The 25,779-nt window shown below is 65.2% G+C and carries 22 protein-coding genes and 1 pseudogene; 13 read left to right on the plus strand and 10 right to left on the minus strand.

The genetic code is table 11. The features are described from left to right. Positions 1–108: 108 nt before the first annotated feature. On the minus strand, positions 109–447 hold the full coding sequence (locus tag BJA_RS36640; protein WP_011089961.1) for a hypothetical protein: 339 nt from the start codon (positions 445–447) through the stop codon (positions 109–111). A 268-nt stretch (positions 448–715) separates the two neighbouring features. On the opposite strand from BJA_RS36640, the gene BJA_RS36645 reads away from it, so the two are divergent. The 3 genes from BJA_RS36645 (at position 716) to BJA_RS36655 (ending at position 3,893) form a co-directional block, all read left to right on the plus strand. Next, positions 716–949 (plus strand): DUF3551 domain-containing protein, encoded by a 234-nt coding sequence (locus tag BJA_RS36645; RefSeq protein ID WP_038965478.1) that lies wholly within the window; start codon positions 716–718, stop codon positions 947–949. A 327-nt stretch (positions 950–1,276) separates the two neighbouring features. Next, positions 1,277–2,812 (plus strand): peroxidase family protein, encoded by a 1,536-nt coding sequence (locus BJA_RS36650; protein WP_011089962.1) that lies wholly within the window; start codon positions 1,277–1,279, stop codon positions 2,810–2,812. 352 nt (positions 2,813–3,164) lie between these two features. After that, positions 3,165–3,893, plus strand: coding sequence for a ZIP family metal transporter (locus tag BJA_RS36655; protein WP_162494155.1), 729 nt, complete (start codon positions 3,165–3,167; stop codon positions 3,891–3,893). Positions 3,894–4,094: 201 nt separating this feature from the next. Here BJA_RS36655 and BJA_RS36660 read toward each other — a convergent pair whose 3' ends face one another. From BJA_RS36660 to BJA_RS36670, 3 genes are all read right to left on the minus strand, one after another. Then, entirely contained in the window at positions 4,095–4,955 is an 861-nt protein-coding gene (locus BJA_RS36660) for a L,D-transpeptidase (RefSeq protein WP_038965484.1), read from the minus strand. 191 nt (positions 4,956–5,146) lie between these two features. Then, a complete protein-coding gene (locus BJA_RS36665) occupies positions 5,147–5,665 on the minus strand; it encodes a hypothetical protein (protein WP_011089965.1) in 519 nt (172 codons plus the stop codon). Positions 5,666–5,702: 37 nt separating this feature from the next. Then, the gene (locus BJA_RS36670; RefSeq protein ID WP_028172956.1) at positions 5,703–7,250 is read right to left on the minus strand and encodes an acetolactate synthase large subunit; all 1,548 of its coding nucleotides are present in this window, start codon (positions 7,248–7,250) and stop codon (positions 5,703–5,705) included. Positions 7,251–7,534: 284 nt separating this feature from the next. On the opposite strand from BJA_RS36670, the gene BJA_RS36675 reads away from it, so the two are divergent. After that, complete coding sequence (locus BJA_RS36675) at positions 7,535–8,113, plus strand: L,D-transpeptidase (RefSeq protein WP_028172955.1); 579 nt, start codon at positions 7,535–7,537, stop codon at positions 8,111–8,113. Positions 8,114–8,398: 285 nt separating this feature from the next. Then, the gene (locus BJA_RS36680; RefSeq protein WP_028172954.1) at positions 8,399–9,214 is read left to right on the plus strand and encodes a DUF2927 domain-containing protein; all 816 of its coding nucleotides are present in this window, start codon (positions 8,399–8,401) and stop codon (positions 9,212–9,214) included. Between the two features lie 22 nt (positions 9,215–9,236). On the opposite strand, the gene BJA_RS36685 is transcribed toward BJA_RS36680, so the two are convergent. The 3 genes and pseudogenes from BJA_RS36685 to BJA_RS36695 all read right to left on the minus strand — a co-directional run bounded on the left by BJA_RS36685 (position 9,237) and on the right by BJA_RS36695 (position 11,949). Beyond that, positions 9,237–10,043: a class I SAM-dependent methyltransferase gene (locus BJA_RS36685; RefSeq protein ID WP_028172953.1), complete on the minus strand. Its 807-nt coding sequence runs from the start codon at positions 10,041–10,043 to the stop codon at positions 9,237–9,239. Positions 10,044–10,153: 110 nt separating this feature from the next. Further along, entirely contained in the window at positions 10,154–10,813 is a 660-nt protein-coding gene (locus tag BJA_RS36690) for a helix-turn-helix transcriptional regulator (protein WP_011089970.1), read from the minus strand. A 9-nt stretch (positions 10,814–10,822) separates the two neighbouring features. Continuing rightward, positions 10,823–11,949 (minus strand): annotated as a pseudogene (locus BJA_RS36695) (threonine synthase). 376 nt (positions 11,950–12,325) lie between these two features. On the opposite strand from BJA_RS36695, the gene BJA_RS36700 reads away from it, so the two are divergent. From BJA_RS36700 to upp, 3 genes are all read left to right on the plus strand, one after another. Further along, positions 12,326–13,582, plus strand: a complete 1,257-nt coding sequence (locus BJA_RS36700; protein WP_011089972.1) for a GTP cyclohydrolase II — start codon at positions 12,326–12,328, stop codon at positions 13,580–13,582. Positions 13,583–13,589: 7 nt separating this feature from the next. Then, on the plus strand, positions 13,590–14,828 hold the full coding sequence (locus BJA_RS36705; RefSeq protein WP_011089973.1) for a URC4/urg3 family protein: 1,239 nt from the start codon (positions 13,590–13,592) through the stop codon (positions 14,826–14,828). A 201-nt stretch (positions 14,829–15,029) separates the two neighbouring features. Continuing rightward, positions 15,030–15,659, plus strand: a complete 630-nt coding sequence (gene upp, locus BJA_RS36710; protein WP_011089974.1) for a uracil phosphoribosyltransferase — start codon at positions 15,030–15,032, stop codon at positions 15,657–15,659. A 221-nt stretch (positions 15,660–15,880) separates the two neighbouring features. On the opposite strand, the gene BJA_RS36715 is transcribed toward upp, so the two are convergent. Together BJA_RS36715 and BJA_RS36720 are read right to left on the minus strand one after the other, a co-directional pair. After that, the gene (locus tag BJA_RS36715; protein WP_011089975.1) at positions 15,881–16,990 is read right to left on the minus strand and encodes a M48 family metallopeptidase; all 1,110 of its coding nucleotides are present in this window, start codon (positions 16,988–16,990) and stop codon (positions 15,881–15,883) included. Between the two features lie 3 nt (positions 16,991–16,993). After that, entirely contained in the window at positions 16,994–18,148 is a 1,155-nt protein-coding gene (locus tag BJA_RS36720; RefSeq protein ID WP_038965475.1) for a YjgN family protein, read from the minus strand. A 302-nt stretch (positions 18,149–18,450) separates the two neighbouring features. Between BJA_RS36720 and BJA_RS36725 the strand changes: the two genes are divergently transcribed. Both BJA_RS36725 and BJA_RS36730 read left to right on the plus strand, forming a co-directional pair. After that, positions 18,451–19,716: a cytochrome P450 gene (locus BJA_RS36725; protein WP_028172947.1), complete on the plus strand. Its 1,266-nt coding sequence runs from the start codon at positions 18,451–18,453 to the stop codon at positions 19,714–19,716. Between the two features lie 242 nt (positions 19,717–19,958). Then, positions 19,959–21,233: a cytochrome P450 gene (locus BJA_RS36730; protein WP_038965474.1), complete on the plus strand. Its 1,275-nt coding sequence runs from the start codon at positions 19,959–19,961 to the stop codon at positions 21,231–21,233. 235 nt (positions 21,234–21,468) lie between these two features. Here BJA_RS36730 and BJA_RS36735 read toward each other — a convergent pair whose 3' ends face one another. Continuing rightward, positions 21,469–22,389 carry a LysR substrate-binding domain-containing protein gene (locus BJA_RS36735; protein ID WP_011089979.1) on the minus strand — a complete coding sequence of 307 codons (921 nt, stop codon included), beginning with the start codon at positions 22,387–22,389 and terminating at the stop codon, positions 21,469–21,471. A 125-nt stretch (positions 22,390–22,514) separates the two neighbouring features. Here BJA_RS36735 and BJA_RS36740 point away from each other — a divergent pair, with 125 nt between their 5' ends. From BJA_RS36740 to BJA_RS36750, 3 genes are read left to right on the plus strand one after another with little or no spacing between them, the layout of a single operon-like run. Continuing rightward, on the plus strand, positions 22,515–23,684 hold the full coding sequence (locus tag BJA_RS36740; protein WP_011089980.1) for an acyl-CoA dehydrogenase family protein: 1,170 nt from the start codon (positions 22,515–22,517) through the stop codon (positions 23,682–23,684). A 10-nt stretch (positions 23,685–23,694) separates the two neighbouring features. Then, on the plus strand, positions 23,695–24,795 hold the full coding sequence (locus BJA_RS36745; RefSeq protein ID WP_038965471.1) for a CaiB/BaiF CoA transferase family protein: 1,101 nt from the start codon (positions 23,695–23,697) through the stop codon (positions 24,793–24,795). Positions 24,796–24,810: 15 nt separating this feature from the next. Continuing rightward, positions 24,811–25,662: an FAS1-like dehydratase domain-containing protein gene (locus tag BJA_RS36750; protein ID WP_011089982.1), complete on the plus strand. Its 852-nt coding sequence runs from the start codon at positions 24,811–24,813 to the stop codon at positions 25,660–25,662. The last annotated feature ends 117 nt before the right edge of the window (positions 25,663–25,779 follow it).

Genomic DNA, 25,779 nt, shown 5'->3' on the forward strand with positions numbered 1-25,779 from the left:
GGCAGATCGCCACAACGTATGTGTAGTCCGCCTCCCGCTCGCCAGGGCCGCCTCCGTGTTGCCCCGGCGGCGCGCGCGTCCAATTACGCCGCGCCGCCGTGCGATCCATCACTGCTTCTCGAACGGAATATATTGCTGGTACTGCCTGGGCACCGAGCTGCGATAGCGCGCGGGCACCGTGCCGGTGTCGATCGAATGATTGATCTCCTGCTGCCGCGTCATCTTCTTCTTCGCCGGCTTCTTCGATGCGCTCTTCTTGGAGTCGGACGGCTGGCCTGGCGTGTCGGTGGTCGCGCTCGGCGTTGTCGTCGACGCGGCCGGGGCGGCGGTCGTCGCCGCAGGCGCCGGGGTCCCGCCGGCGGCTGGAGCGCTCTGCGCCAGCGCGAGCGGCGTTTGCATGAGAAGCGCCAGCGCTGCTGTCGCAGCCAGCAAATATGACCTTTGCATCAGAACCTCCAAAATAACTGACCCGAATGAGGCAAAGCGTAGGCCTTCGGGAGCAACGTGGGCACATTCGCCGAGGGTAGGCCGGAACCCGGCCGCGAACTGTGGCCGAGATCACATTACTCGCCGCGGCTTGCCTCATCATAGACGCACGTCGAACGCAGCGCCCACTGCGGACACCAAGACAAGCACGACAAAGTGTCGGGCAAGTCCCGGAACACGCGGTTCGAGCTGGTGTTCCACATCCAACCGTTCCCAAAGGGAGACTGAAATGCGTCGCACCATCCTCACTCTCGCATCGTTCGTGGCCTTGATTGCCGCGACATTCCCGGCGGCCCAGGCCCACGCCACCAACGACAGATATTGCCTGCAAGGCCGCATCTGGGGCTATCCCGGCAACTGCCAGTTCGCGACCTATCAGCAGTGCCAGGCCACCGCCTCCGGCACGTCGGCCTATTGCGGCGTCAACCCGCGCTACGCGTTCTCGCAGCAGCGCTATTACTGACGAATTTGCGGCGTGCGCGCATGACGCGCGCGCGCCGCCACAGTTTTACGAAAAGACGGTCCGCTGCGCGCCGCCGGCGAACCGACGCTGCGCCAAGCCGCTTGCACCCGTCGATGACGAGAATGTTATCCGTCATCGCTTTGGGAAAAATTTGCAAAGCCCTGCCGCAGCTTGTCCGCAACGCTCCCTCCCCCCAAAAATCGTCGATGCCTGACAATTGTGATCTATCTCGCTTTCGGCGGGCGTGGTCTAGCCTAGCCTGCATATTCCAGCGCGAACAACTTCAGCTCGATTTGTTTCCATCGTGATTTTCCAGGGAGGTCATTCATGAGCAGCCGCCACAGCATTACTCCGCGCGGCCTGAACGCAACGCGTTCGTCGCTTTCGCAAGGCCGCTTCGGCCGCATGTTCCGCAAGCTCGCCCCGGCGAAATTCGGTCCCAACGACGCCGACAATGTCGCGAACCTTTCCGCGCTGGCCGACAAGATGGTCGCCGATTTCGATGGGCCGAAGGACGGACCGGACGCGGAGGAGAGCGGCATTCCCGCGCTCTACACCTATTTCGGCCAGTTCATCGACCACGACATCACGTTCGATCCCGTCAGTTCGCTGACCAAGCAGCAGGATCCCGACGGGCTCGTCGACTTCCGCACGCCGGCGCTCGATCTGGACAATCTCTACGGCCGCGGTCCGAACGACCAGCCCTACATGTACGACGGCATCAAGTTCCGCCTCGGCGAGAAGCTGACCGGCGCGGGCGTGCCCGATGCCAGCGACCTGCCGCGCTTCAAGGGCCGCGCCCTGATCGGCGATCCCCGCAACGACGAGAACAGCATCGTCTCGCAGTTCCAGGCCCTGATGCTGCGCTTTCACAACCGCATGGTCGACGACAATGACAGCCTGTCGTTCGAAGAGGTGCAGCAGCGCGTCCGCTTCCACTATCAGTACGTCGTGCTGAACGACTTCCTGCCGCGCATCGTCAAGGCCGACGTGCTGGATGAACTGAAGACCGCGGGCCAATACGACCGCAGCAAGCTCGCCCACTATCACTGGAAGACCTATCCGTTCATGCCGGTCGAGTTCTCGGTTGCGGCCTACCGTCTCGGCCATTCCATGATCCGCCCCGGCTATCGCCTGAACGATGCGGGCAACATGCTGCTGCAGATCTTCCCCGACCCCCACAATCCCGACACGAACGCGCTGACCGGTTTCCGCGCCATGGGCCCGGGACGCGCCATGGACTGGGGCCGCTTCATCGATCTCGACACGCGCCCTTACGGCGTCGAGGACGACGACACCAACCCCGACAACAAGCGGCGGCTCCAGTTCGCCTATCGCATCGATGCCTCGCTGGTGGATCCGCTGCGCAAATTGCCGCCGGAAGTCGCGTCGAATCCGTCGTCGCTGGCGCTGCGCAATCTCGAGCGCGGCTGGCGGCTCGGCCTGCCCTCGGGCCAGGCGGTCGCCAGGGCGATGAACCTGACGCCGCTGACGGACGATCAGATCATCATCGGCAAGGCCGTGGACGAGCCTGGCGCAGGCGATCCACAAACCGGGATCGCAACCATCGCGAACGGCGTGTTCGCCGGCAATTGCCCGCTCTGGACCTACATCCTGGCCGAGGCGCGGCAGTCCCCAGCCGACGTCCCGATCCCCGTCACGGGCGGCCCCGGCACCGTCAAGACGCCGCAGCTCGGCCCCGTCGGCGGTCGCATCGTCGCCGAGGTGTTCCTCGGCATGATGTTCGGCGACAATTCCTCCGTGCTGTCGCAGGATCCGCAATGGACGCCGGTGACCGGCGCCAGTTTCGCGCTGAAGGACATCGTTGCCTACGCACTCGGCCAGGGCGATCCGCTGCACTGAGCCTACGCGGACGATGACGCGAGGGCCGCCCGCATCACGCGAGCGGCCTTTTGTCATCGCACGCGACGGGGAGAAGTGACCGGGTTCCTAACGCGCATCGAGAGCTGAAGATCAGTCAGCTCTCGGGCTCGCCCTCATGAACTCGTCGCGTCCGGTTTGCGCTCAGAAGGCGACATTGAGCCCGCCAGGCCATCGGTTCGGCCTTGGGCCAGGAGCGGACATCGGCACGCTCGACGGGACGGAGATACCAGGCGCGTTGGCCGGCTTCTGATTGATGACCAACTCGTATCCGCGCACTTGATCTTAGACAATGGTGCGAGCGGCGCCAGGCGTTACAGTTTTTAGGATGGCTATGGCAACCGTTCTCGTCGCGGCGATTCTCACCGCGCTCGCCACTGGGCTTGGCGCACTGCCATTCCTGTTCGTGCGGCGCTTAAGCCCCTATTGGGTGTCGATCGCGAATGCGACCGCTGGCGGCCTGATGTTCGCAGCTACCCACAGCTTGGTCGCAGAGGGCGTCTTGCTCAGCCCAGCGCGGCTGGTGGCTGGCATGCTGCTCGGGCTCGGCGGCATCCTGGCGGGAAGGACGTTAGTCGGCAAACGGCAGCATGCCGCTATCGCCGACCTCTCGGAGCTCGACGCACGCAAAGCGCTGCTGTTCATCGGTGTCATGACGGCGCATTCCTTTGCTGAGGGCGTCGGCGTCGGCGTCTCATTCGGCGGCTCGGACGAGCTTGCGATCTTCATCACCGCCGCCATCGCCGTGCACAACATCCCGGAGGGACTCGCAATCAGTCTCATGCTCGTGCCCCGCGGCATGCCGGTTTGGCAGGCTGCGCTGTGGAGCATCTTCACCAGCCTGCCGCAGCCGTTGATGGCGGTGCCGTCCTATTTGGCCGTAACCGCCTTCGCGCCGTTCCTGCCGATAGGCTTAGGCATCGCAGCAGGCGCGATGGTCTGGATGGTGTTCGCCGAACTGATTCCCGACGCCAACAAGGATGCGCCGGCAAGCGTGGTTGGCGTGACCGTGACATTGGCCTTTGCCGGGATGGTAGCCTTCCAGTATTTGCTGCTGAAGTAGGTGCTGTCTGGCGAGCGAGGGGCGCAGTCGCCGCGACGTCCAGAACCTAGCACTTTGTGGCTGCGCGGCGAAGGAGAACGGGCAAACAATTGGCAGCCGACGCTGCGGCCCAATGACCGCTTGGGGCCAGAAGCTGTCTTAAAAGCGACGACTTGAATTGCCTCATTGTCTTCAGTTGCAGACCGAAGATGGAGAACTAGGTTACTGGGCCTCGGCGATCTTCGGTCCGGATGACAGCATCTGCGCGTTGGCTGCCGAAGGCCGGTTTGACGGCGATGCCGGGTCCGGCGATCGGGAAGCGGCGTCAGGCGGCGCTCCCTGGGATGGCCGACGGGCAGCGGTTGCCGGAAGCACGATCACTTTCGCTCCGACTTTCACCCGCTCGTAAAGGTCCACGACGTCCTCGTTGGTCAGCCGGATACAGCCGGACGAAACCCGCTTCCCGATCGTATCGGGCTTGTTGGTGCCGTGAATTCGATACTCCGTCTCGCCCAGATACATCGCCCGGGCGCCGAGCGGGTTGCCGGGACCGCCGGCCATGAACCGCGGCAGATAAGGCTGACGCGAGACCATCTCCGCAGGCGGGTGCCAATCCGGCCATTCTGCTTTGCGAGCCACCGTCTGCTCACCGGACCATGCGAAACCTTCGCGGCCAACACCGATGCCGTAGCGCATCGCCTGCCTGTCGTTCAGAACGAAATAGAGGAATGTGTTTTGGGTATCGATGATCACAGTGCCCGGTGTCTGGTGGCTGGCGTAGTCAACCACCTGCCGGACAAGTGCGCCGGGACCGTCAGCGGCTTTTGGCGGTTCGACCAGCGGCGCCGGGGCCGGAATCGGAGCCGGAGCTGGCGCCGATGCATGAACCGGAGTTGCCACGTAAACCGGGGATGACGATGCCATGGCTTGGGGTGCGGACGGCTTCCCTATCGGTTGCACGCTCGCCGGGCGAGACAGCAAACCGTACCCCAACGCGGCGACGGCCACGACGCCAACTGCAACTCTCGCGGCCATCGGTAGTGCGAACGTCTTCGCCTTTCCACGTTTGGCCCGCTTGCTCATGTCTTTCCCCAGGTCATCATGCCCAAGAGAGGTACCCGGCAACATTTAAGAAACTTCGAAGCGATCCCGCTCAGACTGGAACCCGTTGACGGTGGTTAACGCCGGACTCTTGTGACGCGAAGCGGACACGCTCCGCTGTTTCGTTAACGACGGCTTCGGGTCACAAGCCGTCGCTGCTGGCCAAGCGGACCCTAGCGCGAAGCCCCGAGGCCGAGCTCCGCGAGGCGCGTCGCGAACCAGCGCGACAGCGGCTCATCGACGAGGCCGCCGACATAGACCTCCGACATCGTCACATGGTGCTTGTCCAGCACCAGCAGCACGCCGATCCAGCAGGCGAACCAGACATGCGGATCGGTCAGCGCCCGCAGCTTGTGCTGGTCGTGCGTCACCGACGTGTGATTACTCGCCTTGCGGATCTCGACGCTAAGCAAATTGTTCGGGATCTCGCGCTGATGCACGACGACATCGGGATAGATCGACTTGTCCAGATGGTCGTCGGTCGAGACGATGGTGCCGTGCGGCAGATGCAGCGTGCGTTCGCCGAGCCGGTCGTAGTTGCAATCGACTGACCAGCCGGCGAACTGCTTCTCCAGATGCACGGCGAAGCGATGCGTGATCGCGCGCTCGCCGATGTCCTTTTCGAACAGGAATCCTTCGTGGGCGTAGAAGTCCCGGAGCGCCGCGATCACCTTGTTCAGCTCGGTCTGCATCGTGCCCCCCGGCCCTCGGCGCTCCGTATGATACGCCCTACATCTGGACTTCGATCAGCCGCGGCCCGGGCTCGGCGACGGCTTCGGCCAGTGCCTTGTTGAACTCGTCCGCGTTGGTGACGGCGCGGCCGGGCACGCCCATGCCCTTGGCCAGCGCCACGAAATCCAGCGTCGGACGGTCGAGCCGCAGCATGTCGTTGGCACGCTGGCCGGGCTCGCCGGCGCCGACATTGTCGAACTCGCCGCGCAGGATCTGGTAGATGCGGTTGGCGAACACGATGGTGACGATGTTGAGGTTCTCGCGCGCCTGGGTCCACAGCGACTGGATCGTATACATCGCGCTGCCGTCGCCGACCATGGTGATCACCTTGCGGTCCGGGCAGGCGATCGCGGCGCCGATCGAGAGCGGTGTGGAGAAGCCGATCGAGCCGCCCATGTTCTGCAGCCAGTCGTGCGGCGCGGCGGCGGCTGTCGGCGGGAAGAAGGCGCGGCCGGTGGTCAGCGACTCATCGACCAGGATCGCGTTCTCGGGGATCGCATAGGCGATCGATTGCGCGATCGACGCGTGGGTCAGCGCGCCGGTCGGCTTGACCAGCTCCTGCACTGCCTGCGGCTTGACGTCCTTGGCACTGGCCTTCACCGCGCCGGCGAGCGCTTCCAGCGCCGCGACCGAATTCTCGCCCCAGGAGGTCATGCGATGGACGTCGCAGCCTTCGGGCCTCAGCACGCTCGGCTTGTTCGGATAGGCGAAGAACGCCACGGGATCGTCGGACTCGACCAGCACGATATGGCGGAACTTCGCCAGCATCGGCAGCGCGTTCTCGATCACGTAGTGGATGCGATCAATCGAGAAGCGGCCGCGGCCGCGCGCCATCTTGGGACGGAAGGTCGGGCCCATCACGGTGCAGCCGGTCTTGGCCGCGATGCGCTCGGCCAGCGCGAGGCCCTGCTCGCTCAGCGCGCTGCCGGTCATCAGCAGCAGCGTGCCCTCGCCGTCGCCGTGCAGGATTTTTGCGGCCTGCTCGACCGCCTGCGGCGAATAGCTCGCGCGCTGCTGCTCGGCCGGGACCTCGGCGATGCCGTCGGCCTCGTTCCAGGCGGTGTCGGCGGGCAGGATCAGGGTCGCGATCTGCGGCGGCGCGCTTTTGGCGGCGGCAATCGCCGCGGCGCCGTCAGCGGCAACCGATTTGGAATCCGGCGAGGTGCGGACCCAGGACGACATCGGCCGGGCGAGGCCCTCGATGTCGGAGGTCAGCGGCGCGTTGTAGCCGATATGGTAGACCGCGTGCTGGCCGACGATGTTGACGATGCCGGAATTCGCCTTCTTGGCGTTGTGCAGATTGGCAAGGCCGTTGGCAAGGCCCGGGCCGAGATGCAGCAGGGTCGAGGCCGGCGTGCCCTTCATGCGGAAATAGCCGTCGGCAGCGCCCGTCACCACGCCTTCGAACAGGCCGAGCACGCAGCGCATGCCCGGCACGCGATCCAGCGCTGCGACAAAATGCATCTCGGAGGTGCCCGGGTTGGTGAAGCAGACGTCGACCCCACCCTTGACCATCGTCCGCACCAGGCTTTCCGCACCGTTCATTCTTTTTGCTCCCACAACCGGCGATTTCGAGTGATCCATCTGACCAATCATTGTTCGCGGCATCCGTCAAAGCAATAGGGGGCATCGCGGCCCTGCCCCGCGCCGCGACGCGCTGGTTTGGCTAACGCTTTTTGGCAAACTGGCCCGGTTGCCGATTTGGTAACGCCATTCGTTAATGGTTGGCTTGTTCGGAAAGGACTTGCCTCACGGGGCCGTGGCTTGCGAAATGCCGGCAAATATGGCCTGTGGCCTTCGTTGAATCGATTTTTTTGCTGGGGGAAACAATGATCCGGTTTTTTGCCGCGCCGATTGCCGCCATTGCACTGCTGACGGCCACCGCCGGCGGCGCCTTTGCCGAAGAGTTCGACTCGCGCGACATCATGGGCGGCGGCCCGAACTTCTTCCGCGGCGGCTCGAGCCCGATCCCCCGCACCACCGTCAACTACTCCGGCAACTATGCCCCCGGCACGATCGTGGTGAACACCTCCGAACGGCGGCTCTATCTGGTGCTCCAGAACGGCCAGGCGCTGCGCTACGGCATCGGCGTCGGCCGCGACGGCTTCCGCTGGGGCGGGGTGCACAGGATCACCGCCAAGAAGGAGTGGCCGGACTGGACGCCGCCGTCGCAGATGCTGGCCCGCCGGCCCGACCTGCCGCGCCACATGAAGGGCGGCATCGAAAACCCGCTCGGCGCGCGCGCGATGTATCTCGGCTCGACGCTGTACCGCATCCACGGCTCCAACGAGCCGGAGACGATCGGCCAGGCCGTCTCCTCGGGCTGCTTCCGCATGACCAACGACGACGTCAGCGACCTCTATAGCCGCGTCTCGGTCGGCACCACCGTGGTCGTGCTGAACAACTGAAGCGCAATTGGCCTCCACGCACGTGGTGTGCTCCCTCTCCCGCTTGCGGGAGAGGGTTGGGGAGAGGGTCTCACCGCAACGGGACAATCCCCCAGAGGAGAGAGCCCTCACCCGCCGCTACGCGGCGACCTCTCCCGCAAGCGGGAGAGGTTGAGGGAGCCGCAGCTTCGGCTGGATCACACGAAGTCTGTCACGCTTTTGCTACAGATGATTGGCGGGAACCCGCAGGGCGCGTGAATTTGCGGTCTTGTGCGCGCGACGCGAATACGGCAGCGTCGGGTGACGATGAGCGCATTGAATCCGCCCTCGCTTTCCCTCCGCATCGCCCTCCTGGCGCTCGCAGCGCTCACCGGTGTGCCTGACACCGCTACCATGGCCGCCGCAGGCGAATTGCCCGCGATCGCCTCGCGCCAGCGCGCCGAGAAGAAGAGCTTTACCGATAGCGAGATCGTCGAGGGTTTTCTCAAGACCGCTTTCGGCGCCGAATACCACCTCGCCGGCCGCGTCGACCGCATCCGCAAATTCGACGGTCCGGTGCGCGTGTTCGCCGAGAGCGACCGCGCCGACCGCAAGACACAGCTCGCCAAGGTCGTCGCCGACATCGGCACGCGCGTGCAGCATCTCGACATCGCCATGGCCGGCAGCAGCGAGGCGGCGAACGTGCGGGTGAAGCTCGTGCGCGACCGCGATCTGTTCCGCACCATCTCGAGCTTCTACGGCGCGGAGAAGGCGCGCGAGATCCGCACCTCGCTCGATCCGCAATGCCTGTCCGGCTTCCGCAAGAACGACAATTTCGAGATCGAGCATTCCGACGTCATCCTCACCGTCGACAACGGCGACTTCACCTTCCTCGACTGCGCCTATGAGGAGCTGCTGCAGTCGCTCGGTCCGATCAACGACACCACGAGCGTGCCCTGGACCATGTTCAACGACAACGTCTCGATGGGCTATTTCGACGTCTACGACCAATACATCCTCAACCTGCTCTACGACCCCCGCATCAAGCCCGGCATGACCGTGCTGGAGGTCAAGGCGGTGCTGCCCGCCGTGCTCACCGACGTGCGCGCCTGGGTGAGGCGGGTGAACGATCTGAAGGAGTGAGGGATTCTTACCTCTCGCCGCCTCACACCTTCCTTGCCTTCGTCATCAGGAACTGCTGGCGCATCACGTTGTGGCCGGCGTCGAAATACTCCGAGATCAGCGCCTCGAACTCGGCACGGAAGCTCTTGAGCTTGTCCGGCTCGTCCTTGTACTGGGCGACGAGCTTGATCAAGGGCCCGATCGTCGATTCCATGGTGCGGCGGAAATGCTGCGGGCTGAGTGCCGACGGCGTCATCATGTCCATCTCGAAAGAGAGATCCTTCGCTTTCCCTGCGAGACGCTCGGCGACGATCTTCGGATCGCCCCACAACACCGGTGATGCCACGCCCTCGGGCGGCGGCAGATGGCGGCCGATCATCGCGAACATCCGTCCGACATACAGATGCGGCGGCCAGGTGGAGAACGCGATGGTGCCGCCAGGCTTCAGCACGCGCAGCATCTCGCCGATGGCAACGTCCGGGCGCGGCGCGAACATGTGGCCGAACTGGCTGAGCACCACGTCGAACTCGTTGTCGCCATAGGGCAGGCTTTCCGCGTCGCCGTCGACGAAGTCGACATCGAGGTTCACCAGTTGCGCATGCTCGCGGGCGCGCTCGATCAGAACCGGCGACAGGTCGAGACCCCTCACCTTTGCCCCGCGACGCGCCGCCGTGATCGCGACAACGCCGGTGCCGCATCCGACGTCGAGCAGCCTTTGACCGGCGGCAACGCCGGCAAAACCGACGAGCTTGGCGGCGGTCGGTGTCGTGAAAACCTCCATCGGCGTGAACAGCGACCAGGCTTCCTTCTGGACAGCCTTGAAACTTGCAAACGGATCCTGCGCGGTCATGGAACTCTCCCATCGCTCGAGGTCGATCTCCATGAGGCGGGCGACGGACGCGGAAGGTTCAACGCGGGCTGATGGTCGCAACGGCACTGCGTTCCGGCTGGCGGACCGCCTCACCTCGCATCGGCATACACCGTGGCGCGCGACACGCCGAGATGGGCGGCGATGATGTCGGAGGCGCGGCGCACCTGCATGCTGCCGGCATCGCGCAATTCGCGCAGCAGGGTGCGGCGGTCTTCCGTGGAAAGCGCGCGGGGCGTGGTGGCGCGGCGCGCGGCGAACCGGTCGATATGGGCGCGGATGGCGTCGGCGCCGACGGGGTTGAGGGATTCGCGCGGATTGTTTTGCGCATCGACGCTGACGAACTGGCCGATCGCGCTCTGCAAACCCTGGAACAGCGTCAGATCGACGTTGAGGCAGAGGGCGGCGACGTATGAACCGTCCGCGCCCTTGATGCCGATCGAGGTGCTCTTGGCCTGCCGTCCGTCGGCGAAGCTGTTGGCGTAGTTCGAGATCACCTGCGCGTAGTTGGGATCGGCGATGCGGGCGAGGCCAAGCTCGGTCGCGCCCTGGCCGACCTTGCGGCCCGACAGGTTGTTGTGAATGGCGACGATCGCGTTCGTGGGATCGGTGAGATCGTGCAGCACGACCTCGCAGAACGGCGCAAAGGTCTCCCCCAGCCCCTGCGCGATCTGCTGCAACTGGTCGAACAGCAGCTTTCGTTCGGCCGTGGCCCTGCCCGATGCGGCGGACGCGGATTTGCTGCGGCTCATCGCCCGGCCCTACTGCACGAGATCGGCAACGATTGTGGCGGCCTTCAGCCCCGTGCCGGTGAGCACCGCGACCGTGGTCTCGTTCGCCTTGATGGCGCCAGCGGCGGAGAGCTTGTCCAGCGCGGCGGCTGCGCTGGCGCTGGTCGGCTCGGCAAACAGGCCTTGCCGTGCAAGTCGTCGCAGGGCGGCGACGATCTCGTCCTCGGCGAGCGCCACGGTGCCGCCGCCGCTCTCGCGCAAGGCGGCGATGATCTCGCGCAGACGCAGGGGATTCTTGATCGCGGTGCCCTCGGCGATGGTCTTGCTCACCTCGCGCGCGACCGGCGTATCGACGCCGGCCTTGAAGCTCGCATCGATCGGCGAGCAGTTCTGCGGCTGTGCCGCGAACAGGCGCGGCAGCTTCGCGATCTGGCCGGCCTTCAGCAGCTCGCGGAAGCCGAAGGCGCAACCGAGCAGGCTGCTGCCGGCGCCGACGGGGACGATGACGTTGTCGGGGGCGCGGAAGCCGAGGTCTTCCCAGATTTCATAGGCGAGCGATTTGGTGCCTTCGAGAAAGAACGGCTGCCAGTTGTGGCTGGCGTAAAAAGTCTGGCTCGACTGGCGGATCGCGTCGGCCTCCGACTCCTCGCGTGGCCCTTCGACGAGTTGCACCGCCGCGCCGTAAGCGCGCACCTGCGCGATCTTGGCCGGCGACGTCGAGGCCGGCGCCAGGATCTTCACGCGCATGCCGCCGGCGGCACCTAACCCCGCCATCGACGAGCCTCCATTGCCGGAAGAGTCCTCCAGAATGGCGTCGACGCCGATCTGCCGCAGGAAGGACAGCATCACCGCCGAGCCGCGGTCCTTGAAGCTGCCGGTCGGGTTGAACCATTCGAGCTTGAACAGCGGGCGCAGGTCGCCCCACTGCTGCTGCACCAGTGGCGTGCAGCCCTCGCCGAGCGTGATCGATTCTTGATCTCGACCGGCAGCGCCGCCCGGTAGCGCCACAGCGACCGTGTGCGCGGCTCAACCTCCTCGCGGGAGATCCCGGCCCCCGGTGTCACCAGCAGCGGCGTGCGCTGGTCCGAGCACCAGCGCGGCTGGTCGAGCGGATAGAGCTTTCCGGTGCGGGGGTCGATGTAGCTGGCGGCGGGCATGGCAGACTCCATGGCAGAGATGATCTACACGATTTGTCTGATTATATACGTTCTGTCCAGTCGCAGCGCAATCGCCACAACACCTCTTGAAAACAGGAAAACCAAAACTATTTCAAATCCTTAGTCCTATCGCACGGATCGAACGGCAAGGTTCGGCCGGAGCGAGGGCGCGGGATTCACGCGGACCGGACTGGGTTCGCCGACGATGGAATTTGGCGATGAGCGCCTGCCGGGCGCACCAGCATTAACTTGTCTGTCGCGCTCGGCCGCTACAATATGTTGGATTGTGCTTGCGCCGCCGGTGCTCCGCATTGGCAACGCAAAGTGAGCCAGGCCCGTCCGAGCGGCGGGCCGTTGGCTTTTTGGGAGCCTGGACATGAGCCGCGCGAACCGTACCGATCACATCCGCCTGACCTCCCATCCGGAGCCGGGCAGGAAGGCCGCTTTTCCGATCCATTGGGGCGCAGCCGATGCGCGCACCCGCGGGCCGATCATCGGGACGGTGTCGCGCGCTGGGGATCGCAACGTGATCGGCAGCCATGGCGGCTCCTACGCGATGTACCGCGCGCTCGCCGTCTCCGCCGGGGCGCTCGATCCCATCAGGCGTCCCGACCTCACCAACACGTTTCCGGCAGCCACCATCGGGCCGTTTCCGCAATGGAACGATCCGGCCAAGATCGTCGCGCTCGACCCCTGGGGGCATCTCGTCGCCGAGAATTTTGGCAAGGAGATCGCCGAGGGCTCCGACATCCGGCCGAGCATCGCGGTGACGCGCGCCCGGCTCGACCTGCCCGAGATCCGCGAGGCGCTGGCCGCAAAACGGCTGCGCGCCGACGGCGAGGTCGTGCATGCCAATGGCAGCGTGTCGGTGGTGAAGATCGCGATCGATCCGGTCTGGTATCTGCCGGGCCTCGCCACGCGCTTCGGCACCGGCGAGACCGAGCTGCGCCGCACGCTGTTCGAGCAGACCGCCGGCATGTTCCCGGAGCTGGTGACGCGGCCGGACATGAAGGTGTTCCTGCCGCCGATCGGCGGCACCACAGTCTACATGTTCGGCGACGTCAGCAAGCTGCCCGACCATCGCACCAAGATCACCTGCCGCGTCCATGACGAGTGCAACGGCTCCGACGTGTTCGGCTCCGACATCTGCACCTGCCGGCCCTATCTCATCCACGGCATCGAGGAATCCGCGCGCGGCGCGCAGGAGGGCGGGCTCGGGCTCGTCGTCTACAACCGCAAGGAAGGCCGCGCGCTTGGCGAGGTCACGAAATTCCTGGTCTACAACGCCCGCAAGCGCCAGGAGGACGGCGATGCCGCCGCCGCCTATTTCGAGCGGACCGAATGCGTCGCCGGCGTGCAGGACGCGCGCTTCCAGCAATTGATGCCGGATACCATCCACTGGCTGGGGCTGAAGCGCATCGACCGCTTCCTGTCGATGAGCGACATGAAGCACGACGCGCTGACCTCGCAGGGCATCGACATCGTCGAGCGCGTGCCGATCCCGCCGGAGCTGATTCCAGCCGACGCCTATGTCGAGATCGCGGCCAAGAAGGCTGCCGGCTACTACTCGACCGACATCGCGCCGGAGAAGGACGTCAACGGCGTGGTCGGGCGTTCGCTGGAAAAATACTGATCGATTGATGGCGGACACCGGAGAACAACAGGCCCGCTCGCTGCTCACCGCAACAGCGGTTCGCGCGCGCGCCGGGCAGATGCTCGAGCTTGGCCTCAAGGGCGAGCTCAGCCACTTCACGATCGATCTCGACCGCATGGACGGCGTTGCGGACGCGGTGCTCGCGGTCACGCGAAAAGCCTATCCGACGCTGGACGTTCCCTTCCACGCCCGCTGGCGGCATTTTGTGCTCGGCGGCGCCGATCGCTGGGCGCGCCTTGCCGACGCCTCGTCGTGGCCGGATCGCGCGGCGCGGGCGCGCGCGGAGTTCGACCTTGCCATCGTCAGCGTGCTGCTCGATGCCGGCGCCGGCGCTGCCTGGCGCTATCGTGACGCGGTGACGGGCGAAAGCATCGGCCGGTCCGAGGGGCTTGCGATCGCGAGCCTCGACATGTTCGCAAGCGGGCTCTTCTCCAGCGATGCCCGCGCGCCGTTCAGGGCCGACGCCGACGTGCTCGCAAAACTGCCGCTTGCCGCCCTCACCTCTGCGTTTCAGGTCAGCGACGCCAATCCGCTGCTCGGCCTCGACGGACGCACGGATCTGCTGCGGCGTCTGGGCAAGCAAGTGGCGGACCGCGCCGAGGTTTTCGGCCTGCACGATACGCCGCGGCCCGGCGGCCTGTTCGACCACATCGCGGCGCAGGCTGTGGGCGGCGCCATCGCCGCGCCGGCGATCCTGTCCGCGGTGCTGAACCAGCTCGGGCCGATCTGGCCATCGCGGCTGGAGCTTGCAGGGATTCCGCTCGGCGATTGCTGGCGCCATCCGGCGATCAAGGCGGATGATGCGACCGCCGGCCTCGTGCCTCTGCACAAGCTGTCGCAGTGGCTGAGCTATTCGCTGATCGAGCCGCTCCAGCGTGCCGGCTTCGCGGTCACCGACATCGACGGCCTGACCGGACTTGCCGAATACCGCAATGGCGGCCTGTTCGTCGATCACGACGTGCTGCGCCTGCGCGATGCCGCTGATGCCGACCGCGCACATGCGGTGGATTCCCTGCTCGTCGTCGAATGGCGCGCGCTGACCGTCGCGTTGCTGGATCGTCTTGCCGAGCCGGTTCGCACCAAGCTCTGCCGCACGCCTGAGACCTTGCCGCTCGCCAGCATCCTGGAAGGCGGCACCTGGGCCGCGGGCCGCGCCATCGCCTTCGCACGCCGTCCCGACGGTTCGCCGCCGCTCAAGGTGATCAGCGACGGCACGGTTTTCTGACCCTCCCCCCCTGTGGGAGAGGGTGGCTTCGCGAGAGCGAAGCCGGGTGAGGGGTATGTCTCTGCGGGCACATCTCTCACCGGAGTTTGCTGAAACAGACCCCTCATCCGGCGCTTCGCGCCACCTTCTCCCACAAGGGGAGAAGGAAGAAGCGCCGGCTCGTTGCATTTCAATCAACGCGCATTTCGTTAGGAGCGTTACATGGAAGGCGTCACGATCGTCGATCATCCGCTGGTGCAGCACAAGCTGACGCTGGTGCGGGACAAATCCATCTCGACCAAGTCGTTTCGCGAGCTGATCAAGGAGATCGGCATGCTCCTGTGCTACGAGGTGACGCGCGACCTGCCGCTCGCCGACACCGTCATCGAGACGCCGCTGGCGACGATGCACTCGGCCAAGATCGCCGGCAAGAAGCTGGTGTTCGTGCCGATGCTGCGCGCCGGCACCACCTTCGTCGACGGCATGATGGACCTGGTGCCGACCGCCCGCGTCGCGCATATCGGGCTCTACCGCGAGCCGCACAGCTTTGCCGCGGTCGAATATTTCTTCAAATCGCCGTCCGATCTCGGCGAGCGGCTTGCGATCGTGGTGACACCGGTGGTCGCCACCGCCAACACGGCCGTGGCCGCCATCGACCGGCTCAAGGAGCGCGGCGCCAAGGACATTCGCCTCGCCTGCCTGATCGCCGCGCCGGAAGGGTTGGAGCGGCTGCGCGGATTGCATCCGGACGTGCCGATCTGGACGGCCGCGGTGGACGAAGGTCTCGACGAGAACGGCTTTATTTTGCCGGGCCTCGGAGACGCCGGCGACCGCGCCTACGGGACGAGATAAGAGCGAAGCCTAAAGCACGATGAGATTAGGTTTGATGCAGCAACGAAGGGGCTGCGCTCCCTCTCCCGCTTGCGGGGGAGGGCTGGGGTGGGGGTGTCTCCGCAAGCGAGAACCCCTGTGTGGAGAGAACCCTCACCCGGCGCTTCGCGCCGACCTCTCCCGCAAGCGGGAGAGGTTGGAACGAGCCCGCGGCCAATCGATTCAACTCAAAGCCATCCGCTCTAGATCTTCCCGCTGCCGCAAATGCCCTTCAGCGCCCGCCACTCCGCATCTGTCAGCAGCGGCGGGCCGCTGACGGGACGATCTTCCTTGGTCATGCGGGCGAGACGGTCCTCGGTCAGCGGGTGGCTCGACAGGATCGTGAAACCGCTGCCGCCTTCCTTGCCGGTGATGCGGAACATCAGCTCGGCCGAGGGCCTCGGCGAGCGGCCGAGCGCGTGCATGATGTCGATGGCGAAGGTGTCGGCGCCGGTCTCGGCCTCGCGCGAATAGGAGGCCTCGACCACGCTGCGCGAGGCGAAGATCACGGCGGATGAGCCGGTGACGTCGCCGAACAGCAGGCCGATCAGGAACGAGGTGCCCCCGTTGTAGATCAGGCCGCGCATGTTGTCGTGATGCTTGAGATGGCCGAGCTCGTGGGCGAGGATGCCGGCAAGCTCGTCGGGGCTTTCGGCCCTGTCGAGCAGGCCCTGCAGCAAGAACACCTTGCCGCCGGGCAGCGCGAACGCGTTCGGCACCGAGGTCGGCAGCACGCCCGCGGTCATGGAATCGTCGTCGAGGCCGGCGGCATCGCGCAAGCGGTTGACCAGTTTTGTGAACGCGGCCTTGCCCGCGGGGTCTTCGCACGTGCGGCCGCCGAAGATGGTCTTCACCTGGACCTCGGACGCATCGCCAATGCGGCGCTCGATCGGCTTCGGCACCAGCGGCGCGAGGCGATCGGCAGCGAGCGGCACGCCGAACAGCACGACACAGACGATCGAGACGGCGGCGGCCACCGACCAGCCGACGATTTTCGCGATACCGCGGCGCGTAGTCTGGTGCTCGTCGAGACGCATGCAGCGGACGCTCACGTCTGCCGCGAGTGCAGTATCGCGAATCTCCAGCCGTGCCAGCGGCGGCGCGAACGTCGAGGCCAGACGCAGGATACCGGCCGGACTGTCGGCACGCCGAATGTCGGCATAGGCCCAGCGAACGGGCGTCGCGCCCTCTTCAACGATCTCAAGCGCATCACCGAGCGTCAGCGTCACCTGCCGCCTGCGGCTCGACACGCCGTCGAAGTAGATCGTCGGCTTTGCGGACTGCGCCGGAGCCTCGGTGGACAACTCACTCACAGATCAGAATCCCGCGACATCGAGCCCATCGGCAAAGCCTTCGCCGAGCGCGCTGGCGAGCTCGCCGCTGCCGCGCACGTCCGCCGCGGCTCCGATGTTATGCACCTCGACGGTCTCCAGCACCTTGGCCCAGAGATCGCGCTGAAGATAGACCCGCATGATGATGTTGATCGCAAGCGCCAGGGCGAAATAGCCGATGACCATCATCGCCAGCATCGGAATGCTCTTGGCGGTATTGTCGGGGCCGAACACCTGCTCGACCGGAAGGCCGCTCAGCTTGACGACGAGCATGGTGGCACCGCCGAGATAGGCGGCGAAGATGATCGAGAGCAGCATCCACCAGCCGATCACCTTCCAGTACAGGCCGTAGAATGCGTTATGCGGCAGCTCCGAGGACAGGCTGACGCCGCCGATGCGGATGCCGTCCAACCACCAGCGCCATTCGCGCGCCTTGAACTCGGCATAGAAGAACGGGGCGAGCGGGAAGATGACCAGCGCGATCGGGCTGAGCAGCCAGAGCCACCAGCCGCGCTTGAAGAACGTCCAGCCATCGCCTTCGAAATCGCCGGAGAGATCACCGTAATGGGTGTGCTGCATCTTGTAGCGTTCGAGCGAAGCCTCGCGCCAGGGCAGCGCCAGGCCGAGCGTCAGGAACACCAGCAGGCCCCACAGCATGGCCCGGAACGAATAGGCCCAGCCCGAGCCGTCCATCCAGAACCGTACGCCGCGCCAGACCGTGCGGGTCAGGCGATAGCGCCGCGCGCGAAAAATCGCGAACTGGCCGAAGGCATAAAAGCTGATGAAGAGCGGCGTCGAGGCAAAGCCCTGCCAGCGCTCGAACTCGATACCGATGAGGAAATAGGCGAGATAGATCGGCACGAGGATCGCCAGCGCGAACAGAAAGCCGATCAACAGCTCCTTGCCCCGGCCGGTATATTCGGCGGCGTCGCCGTCGATCGACGTGTTCGACCACAAGTGACGGCGGATGTCGGTGACGAGCCAGAACCGGTAGAAGCCGAAAGTGACCAGCTCCAGCATGGCACCCTTGGTGACCATTTTGCGGAACACGGAGCGGTCTCCGGCGAAGTCGACGCGCGTGGGCGGCAGTGGCGGCGGGACGGGCTCGGAGCCGATAGGGGCCCATTGCATGTCGTTCACGGCGGCAACCTCGGGATGTTGGCCTGTTGCGGTCAAACTATAGATCAGAGATTGGTCGATCCCCAAGACGGGCGGGTTCGATTTACCCCGATTCAAGTCGGTTTCTGGCACGTTTCCCGGTCTGCCGGCGTGCGGGGGATCACGTTGACACATCTACGTGACAGGCCCCGGATGCTCACGCAAAGGTTGGATGTGGCAAAACTCGCCCTTGCCCCGACGCAGACAACCGGCTGTAATTGCAAATCAAATACCGCAGCGCAGAATTCAACGAGAACGCGCGGTTCACGTCAGGGAGAGCAGTCATGCACGGGACCATCGAAAGCACGGCAAAGCTCGATGCATTGCGCGAGCGCGCCACGTCACTGCCGCTGGAGCAATTCGATCCCGGCGATCCTGAATTGTTCAGGACCGATACGTTCTGGCCCTATTTCGATCGCCTGCGCCGTGAAGACCCCGTGCACTACTGCAAGGACTCGATGTTCGGGCCGTACTGGTCGGTGACGCGCTACAACGACATCATGGAGATCGAGACCAACCATTCGGTATTCTCCTCGGCCTCCGCGCTCGGCGGCATCACCATCCGCGACATCGATCCCGACCTGCGCCGCGAAAGCTTCATCTCGATGGACCCGCCACGCCATGCGGCACAGCGCAAGACCGTCGCGCCGATGTTCACGCCGACGCATCTGGACAATCTCGCGCTCAACATCCGCGCCCGCTCGGCCGAGTGCCTCGACAATCTGCCGCGCGGCGAGGTGTTCGACTGGGTCGACCGCGTCTCGATCGAGCTCACCACGCAGATGCTGGCGGTGCTGTTCGACTTCCCCTGGGAGGACCGCCGCAAGCTGACGCGCTGGTCGGATATCGCCACCACCATTCCCGGCCCCGACGGCCTCGTCGCCACCGAAGACGAGCGGCAGGCCGAGTTGACCGAATGCGCCGGCTATTTCGCGCGCCTGTGGAAGGAGCGCATCGAACAGCCTCCTAAGAGCGACCTGCTTTCCATGATGGCGCATGGCGCGGCGACGCGCGACATGGACGCGAAGAACTTCCTCGGCAATCTCGTCCTTTTGATCGTCGGCGGCAACGACACCACCCGCAACACCATGTCGGGCTCGATCTACGCGCTGAGCCAGCATCCGGAGCAATATCGCAAGCTGCGCGAGAATCCGGCGCTGCTCGACAGCTTCGTGCCGGAAGTGATCCGCTGGCAGACGCCGCTGGCGCATATGCGCCGCACCGCACTCTCCGACTTCGAGTTCCGCGGCAAGCAGATCAAGAAAGGTGATAAGGTCGTGATGTGGTACGTCTCGGGCAACCGCGACGAGGAGGCGATCGAGAAGCCCTACGATTTCATCATCGACCGCGCCCGCCCGCGCACGCATCTGTCCTTCGGCTTCGGCATCCACCGCTGCGTCGGCTTGCGGCTTGCCGAACTCCAGCTCAAGATTATCTGGGAAGAGATCCTCAAGCGCTTCGATCATATCGACGTGGTCGGCGAACCCAAGCGGGTCTATTCGAGTTTCGTAAAGGGACTTGAAACCTTGCCGGTGAAGATTGCGGCGTAGATTCGCAGTAAGATGAGCGTGAACGACATCCACAAGGAAGCTGCGCCCCCTCTCCCGCTTGCGGGGGAGGGCTGGGGTGGGGGTGTTTCCGCGGGCGAGAACCCCCAAGAGGAAAGAGCCCTCACCCGGCGCTACGCCATAGCCGAGGCTGCGCCTCGGCGTTCTAAGTGGACGGCCGCCGAAGGCGGCCTATGCCTCTCCCGCAAGCGGGAGAGGTCAGAAAAACAACTGGAGCCACGACCATGAACATCCAGACGCCGGTTAAAGTGGACAAGGCCGAACGCATGCGCAGGGCGCGCGGGGAAGCCTACGCGACCCCGCTCGCGCAGTTCCACCCCGGTGCCCCCAGGCTGTTCCAGGACGACACGCTGTGGCCGTGGTTCGAGCGGCTGCGCAAGGAAGAGCCGGTGCATTACTGCACCAACGCGCCGATCGAGCCGTACTGGTCGGTGGTGAAGTACAACGACATCATGCATGTCGACACCAACCACGGCATCTTCTCCTCCGACTCGACGCTCGGCGGCATCTCGATCCGCGACGTGCCGGAAGGCTACGACTATCCGAGCTTCATCGCGATGGACCAGCCCCGGCATTCGGCGCAGCGCAAGACGGTGTCGCCGATGTTCACGCCGACGCATCTGGACGAGCTGGCAAAGTTGATCCGCCAGCGCTCGCAGACCGTGCTCGACAACCTGCCGCGCAACGAGACCTTCAACTTCGTCGAGCGCGTCTCGATCGAATTGACGACGCAGATGCTGGCGACGCTGTTCGACTTCCCCTGGGAGGAACGGCGCAAGCTGACCCGCTGGTCCGACGTCTCGACCGCGCTGCCCAAGAGCGGCATCGTCGCCTCGGCCGAAGAGCGCCGCCGCGAGATGGACGAATGCTACGCCTACATGTCCAAGCTGTGGAACGAGCGCGTCAACTCCGCCCCGCGCAACGATCTGTTGTCCCTGATGGCCCATAACGACGCGACGCGCTTCATGGACCCCGACAACCTCATGGGCAACATCATCCTGCTCATCGTCGGCGGCAACGACACCACGCGCAACACCATGACCGGCTCGGTGCTGGCTCTGAACGAGAACCCCGAGCAATACGACAAGCTGCGCGCCAACCCTGCGCTGATCGACTCCATGGTGCCGGAGGTGATCCGCTGGCAGACCCCGCTCGCCCATATGCGGCGCACCGCTCTGCAGGATACCGAGATTGGCGGCAAGCAGATCAAGAAAGGCGACCGCGTCGTGATGTGGTACGTCTCCGGCAACCGCGACGAGGAGGCGATCGACCGCCCGAACGAGTTCATCATCGACCGCCCGCGGCCGCGCACGCACCTCTCCTTCGGCTTCGGCATCCACCGCTGCGTCGGCATGCGCCTCGCCGAACTCCAGCTCAAGATCGTCTGGGAGGAGATGCTGAAGCGCTTCGACCGCATCGAGGTGGTTGGCGAGCCCAAGCGGATCTATTCGAGCTTCATCAAGGGGTATGAGTCGCTGCCGGTGCGGATACCGGGGTAGCGATTACGCCGTCCTTGCGGCGCATTCGACTTTATCCCCTCACCCTGAGGAGCGCGCTCTTTCGCGCGCGTCTCGAAGGGCGAGGCCGAGAGCCGGGCCTGCATCCTTCGAGACGCGCGAAGACGCGCTCCTCAGGATGAGGATCGGGCCCCTGGCCCAGCTATAAAATTCCGGCATGACAGGTCGCGCCAGATACGAAGGCAAGATGGCGCGCGGCTGTTCTACGACACGGCATCTAACTCAACTTGATGTCCCACACCCCTTCCTTGCGGCAGGCGGCGACCTCCTCGCGCAGGAGCGCGGTGATGGCCAGCGAGGCCGTCGAGGCCGGGCGGTCGATCGGAGAAGCGAAAATGAGCTCGCGCGTCATCGGCCTGGACACGACAGCGGTTTCCAGCCGCCCGTCCGCGACCTCGCCGTGGACCGACGAGGGCGGCAGCAGCGCGAAACCGAGCCCCTCCTCCACGAGGCTCGTCAGCACGCGAAACGAATCCGCCTCGAGCTGGACGTTGAGCTTGATCTTGCGCTGGGCGGCGGCGTGCTCGATCAACGCACGGAGGCCGTGGGAATGACTGGGCAGCACCAGCCGCTGCCGGAGCAGCCAGCCGATCTCGACGCTCTTCTTGCGCGCGAGGCCGCAGCCGCGCGGGCCGACCGCGACGATGTTGTCGCGGCCGAGGCTCTGCACGTTGAGATGCAGATCGGCCGAGCGGCCATAGAGGATGGCGAGATCCATCTCGCCGCGGTGCAGCCATTCGACCAGGTGGCCGCTGTAGCTCTCGACAATGCGCAGCGAAATGCCGGGAAATTTCTCGACGCAGCGCCGCGCGAAGCGCGCCGACAGCACGCAGCTCACGGTCGGAACCAGGCCAAGCACGACCTGGCCGGACGGCGGCCCCTTGGCCGACTGGATGTCGTCGCGGATCTGGTCGATCTGCCGCACGATGCCGGAGGTGCGTGCGAGCAGAAGCCGCCCGGCCTCGGTCAGCACCATGCCGCGACCGTTGCGCGTGAACAGTTCGATGCGCAGCTCGTGTTCCAGAAGCTTGATCTGGCGGCTGAGCGCCGGCTGCGCCACGCGCAGCGTGTCGGACGCCTTGGAGAGGCTGCCGAGCTCCGCCACGCAACTGAAGGTCCTGAGCTGCCGGAAATCCATGCTTGCCAATCCTCGAAGGCTACTCCATACGCTATAGCAAATGAGCATAGGGGGCGGGCGTTGTTTTCACAACGCCAGAGGATCGGCCGGCGTTATCTTAACTGCCGCTACAATTGGGAAACGCCATGAGTGAAGAACACCACAGCGAAGATCACGCCGACATCCGCGAAGCCGTCGCAAAGCTCTGCGCGCAGTTTCCCGGCGAATACTGGCGCAAGCTCGATCGCGAGATGGCCTATCCGAAGGCCTTCGTCGACGCGCTGACCGAGGCCGGGTATCTCTCGGTGCTGATCCCCGAGGAATATGGCGGCGCGGGCCTGAAGCTTTCCGCGGCGGCCGCAATCCTCGAAGAGATCCAGCGCGCAGGCTGCAATGGCGGCGGCTGCCATGCCCAGATGTACACGATGGGCACGGTGCTGCGGCACGGCAATGCCGAGCAGAAGGCAAAATATCTGCCGAAGATCGCGAGCGGCGAATTGCGCCTGCAGGCCTTCGGCGTCACCGAGCCGACCAGCGGCACCGACACCTCCTCGCTGAAGACCTTTGCGCGCAAGGAAGGCAACGACAGCTACATCGTCAACGGCCAGAAGATCTGGACCAGCCGCGCCGAGCATTCCGACCTGATGGTGCTGCTGGCGCGCACCACGCCGAAGGAGCAGGTCAAGAAGCGCACCGACGGCCTTTCCGTGTTCATCGTCGACATGCGCGAGGCCAAGAACAATGGCCTCGAGATCCGCCCGATCCGCACCATGATGAACCACGCCACCACCGAAGTGTTCTTTACCGACATGAAGGTGCCGGCGGAGAATCTGATCGGCGAGGAAGGCAAGGGCTTTCGCTACATCCTCTCCGGCATGAATGCCGAGCGCATCCTGATCGCGGCCGAATGCGTCGGCGACGCCAAATGGTTCATCGCCAAGGCCACGAACTATGCCAAGGAGCGCAGCGTTTTCGGCCGGCCGATCGGCCAGAACCAGGGCATCCAGTTTCCGATCGCGAAAGCCTACGCCTCGATGCGCGCGGCCGAGCTGATGGTGAAGGAAGCCACCCGCAAATACGAGGCCGGGCTCGACTGCGGCGCGGAAGCCAACATGGCGAAGATGCTGGCGGCGGATGCCTCTTGGGAAGCGGCCAATGCCTGCATCCAGACCCATGGCGGCTTCGGCTTTGCCGAGGAATACGACGTCGAGCGCAAATTCCGCGAGACGCGGCTCTACCAGGTGGCGCCGATCTCGACCAATCTGGTGCTGTCCTACGTCGCCGAGCATGTGCTCGGCATGCCCCGCTCGTACTGAGGCAGCAATCATGGGAGCACTTGACGGGATCAGGGTGATTGCGGTCGAGCAGGCGGTGGCGGCGCCGTTCTGCTCCTCGCGCCTGGCGGATGCCGGCGCGGAGGTGATCAAGATCGAGCGGCCGGAAGGCGATTTCGCCCGCGGCTATGACGCGGCGGCCAAGGGCCAGAGCAGCTATTTCGTCTGGCTCAACCGCGGCAAGCAGTCGGCGGTGGTCGATCTCGCCACCAAGGAAGGCTGCGCCGAACTGGAGAAGCTGATCGCGAGCGCCGACGTGCTGATCCAGAACCTCAAGCCGGGCTCGATGGACAAGCTCGGCTTCTCGCGCGAGCGGCTCTTGAAGGACTATCCGACGCTGATCTCGTGCACGATCACCGGCTATGGCGACGAGGGTCCCTACGCGCACCGCAAGGCCTATGACCTCTTGATCCAGGCCGAGAGCGGGCTTGCCTCCATCACCGGCAACCCTGATGGCGCCTCGCGCGTCGGCATGTCCATTGTCGACGTCGCGACCGGCGCCACCGCGCATGCGGCGATCCTGGAGGCGCTGATCGCGCGCGGGCGCACCGGCAAGGGCGCAGACATTCGCATCTCCATGTTCGACGTCATGGCGGACTGGTGCACCGTGCCGCTGCTCAACTCGGAGGCCGGCAATCCGCCGAAGCGCATGGGGCTGCGCCATCCCTCGATCGCACCCTATGGCGTGTTCACCTCGAAGGACGGCAAGGACATCCTGATCTCGATCCAGAGCGAGCGCGAGTGGAAGACGCTCTGCGTGAAGGTGCTTGACCAGCCCGACCTGCCGGCCGATCCGCGCGTCGCCAACATGGTGGAGCGCGTGCGCAACCGCGATTTCACCGACAAGACGGTGGCCGATGCCTTCGGCAAGATGACGCGCGACGAACTGCTGAAGCGGCTGTCCGATGCCGACATCGCCTTTGCCGAGGTCAACACCATGGCCGACCTCACCAACCACCCGCATCTGCGCCGCATCGAGGTGGACACGCCGAACGGCCGCGTCAGCTATCCCGCACCGGCCCCGATCATCGTCGGCGAAACGCGCAGCTATGGTGCCGTGCCGGCCATCGGCGAACGGCCATCCAAGAAATAACAAGAGCGAGGCATCATGACCGGGAAGCTCGACATCGATCACTTGCGGCAATGGATCGGCCGCAGCGCGGAGGCCACCGACATCGTCACCGCGCAGCTCGTCATGGGCCTGCGCGCGACGCTGTTCCAGGAGGTCGGCGAGCCCAAAAAGGGCGATGCCGCACCGTTCACGGTGCACTGGTGCCTGGCGCAGCCGGTGTTTCCGATGTCGATGCTCGGCCCTGACGGCCACCCGACCCGCGGCGGCTTCCTGCCGCCGGTGCCGCTGCCGCGCCGGATGTGGGCCGGCGGCGAGATCGAGTTCCTGCAGCCGCTGTGCGTCGGCGATGAATCGACGCGGACCTCGCGCATTGCCGACGTCACGGTGAAGACGGGATCGACGGGTACGCTGTGCTTCGTCGCGGTCGAGCACACCGTGACCTCGCCGCGCGGCGTCGCCATCCGCGAGCGGCAGGACATCGTCTATCGCGAGATGACGAGCGGCGCGCCCGCCGGCGCCAAGGCCCCGCCTCCGCCGCCGAAGGCGCAGCATCGCGAGACCCACGTCTCCGATCCCGTGCTGCTGTTCCGCTATTCCGCGCTGACCTTCAACGGCCACCGCATCCATTACGACCGCGACTACGTCACCAAGGTCGAAGGCTATCCGGGCCTGATCTTCCACGGCCCGCTGCAGGCGGCGCTCATCATCGAGATGGCGGCGAAATTGCGGGGCGGCAAGGCGCCGAAGAAGTTTACCTATCGCGGGCTTCAGCCGCTGTTCGAGGGCACCGAATTCTCCATCAACGCCAACGACGGCGGCGAGAGCATGGAGCTGTGGACCGCGAACGCCGAGGGGCAGCCGACGATGAAGGGCACGGCGGTGTGGTGATAGATACACCGTCATTCCGGGGCGGTCCGCAGGACCGAACTATGGTGCGCAATTGCGCACCTGAGAATCTCGAGATTCCGGGTTCGCTTCGCGCCCCGGAATGACGAGCCAAACAAT

Origin of the sequence: Bradyrhizobium diazoefficiens USDA 110 (assembly GCF_000011365.1) — a bacterium.
Taxonomy (GTDB): domain Bacteria; phylum Pseudomonadota; class Alphaproteobacteria; order Rhizobiales; family Xanthobacteraceae; genus Bradyrhizobium; species Bradyrhizobium diazoefficiens.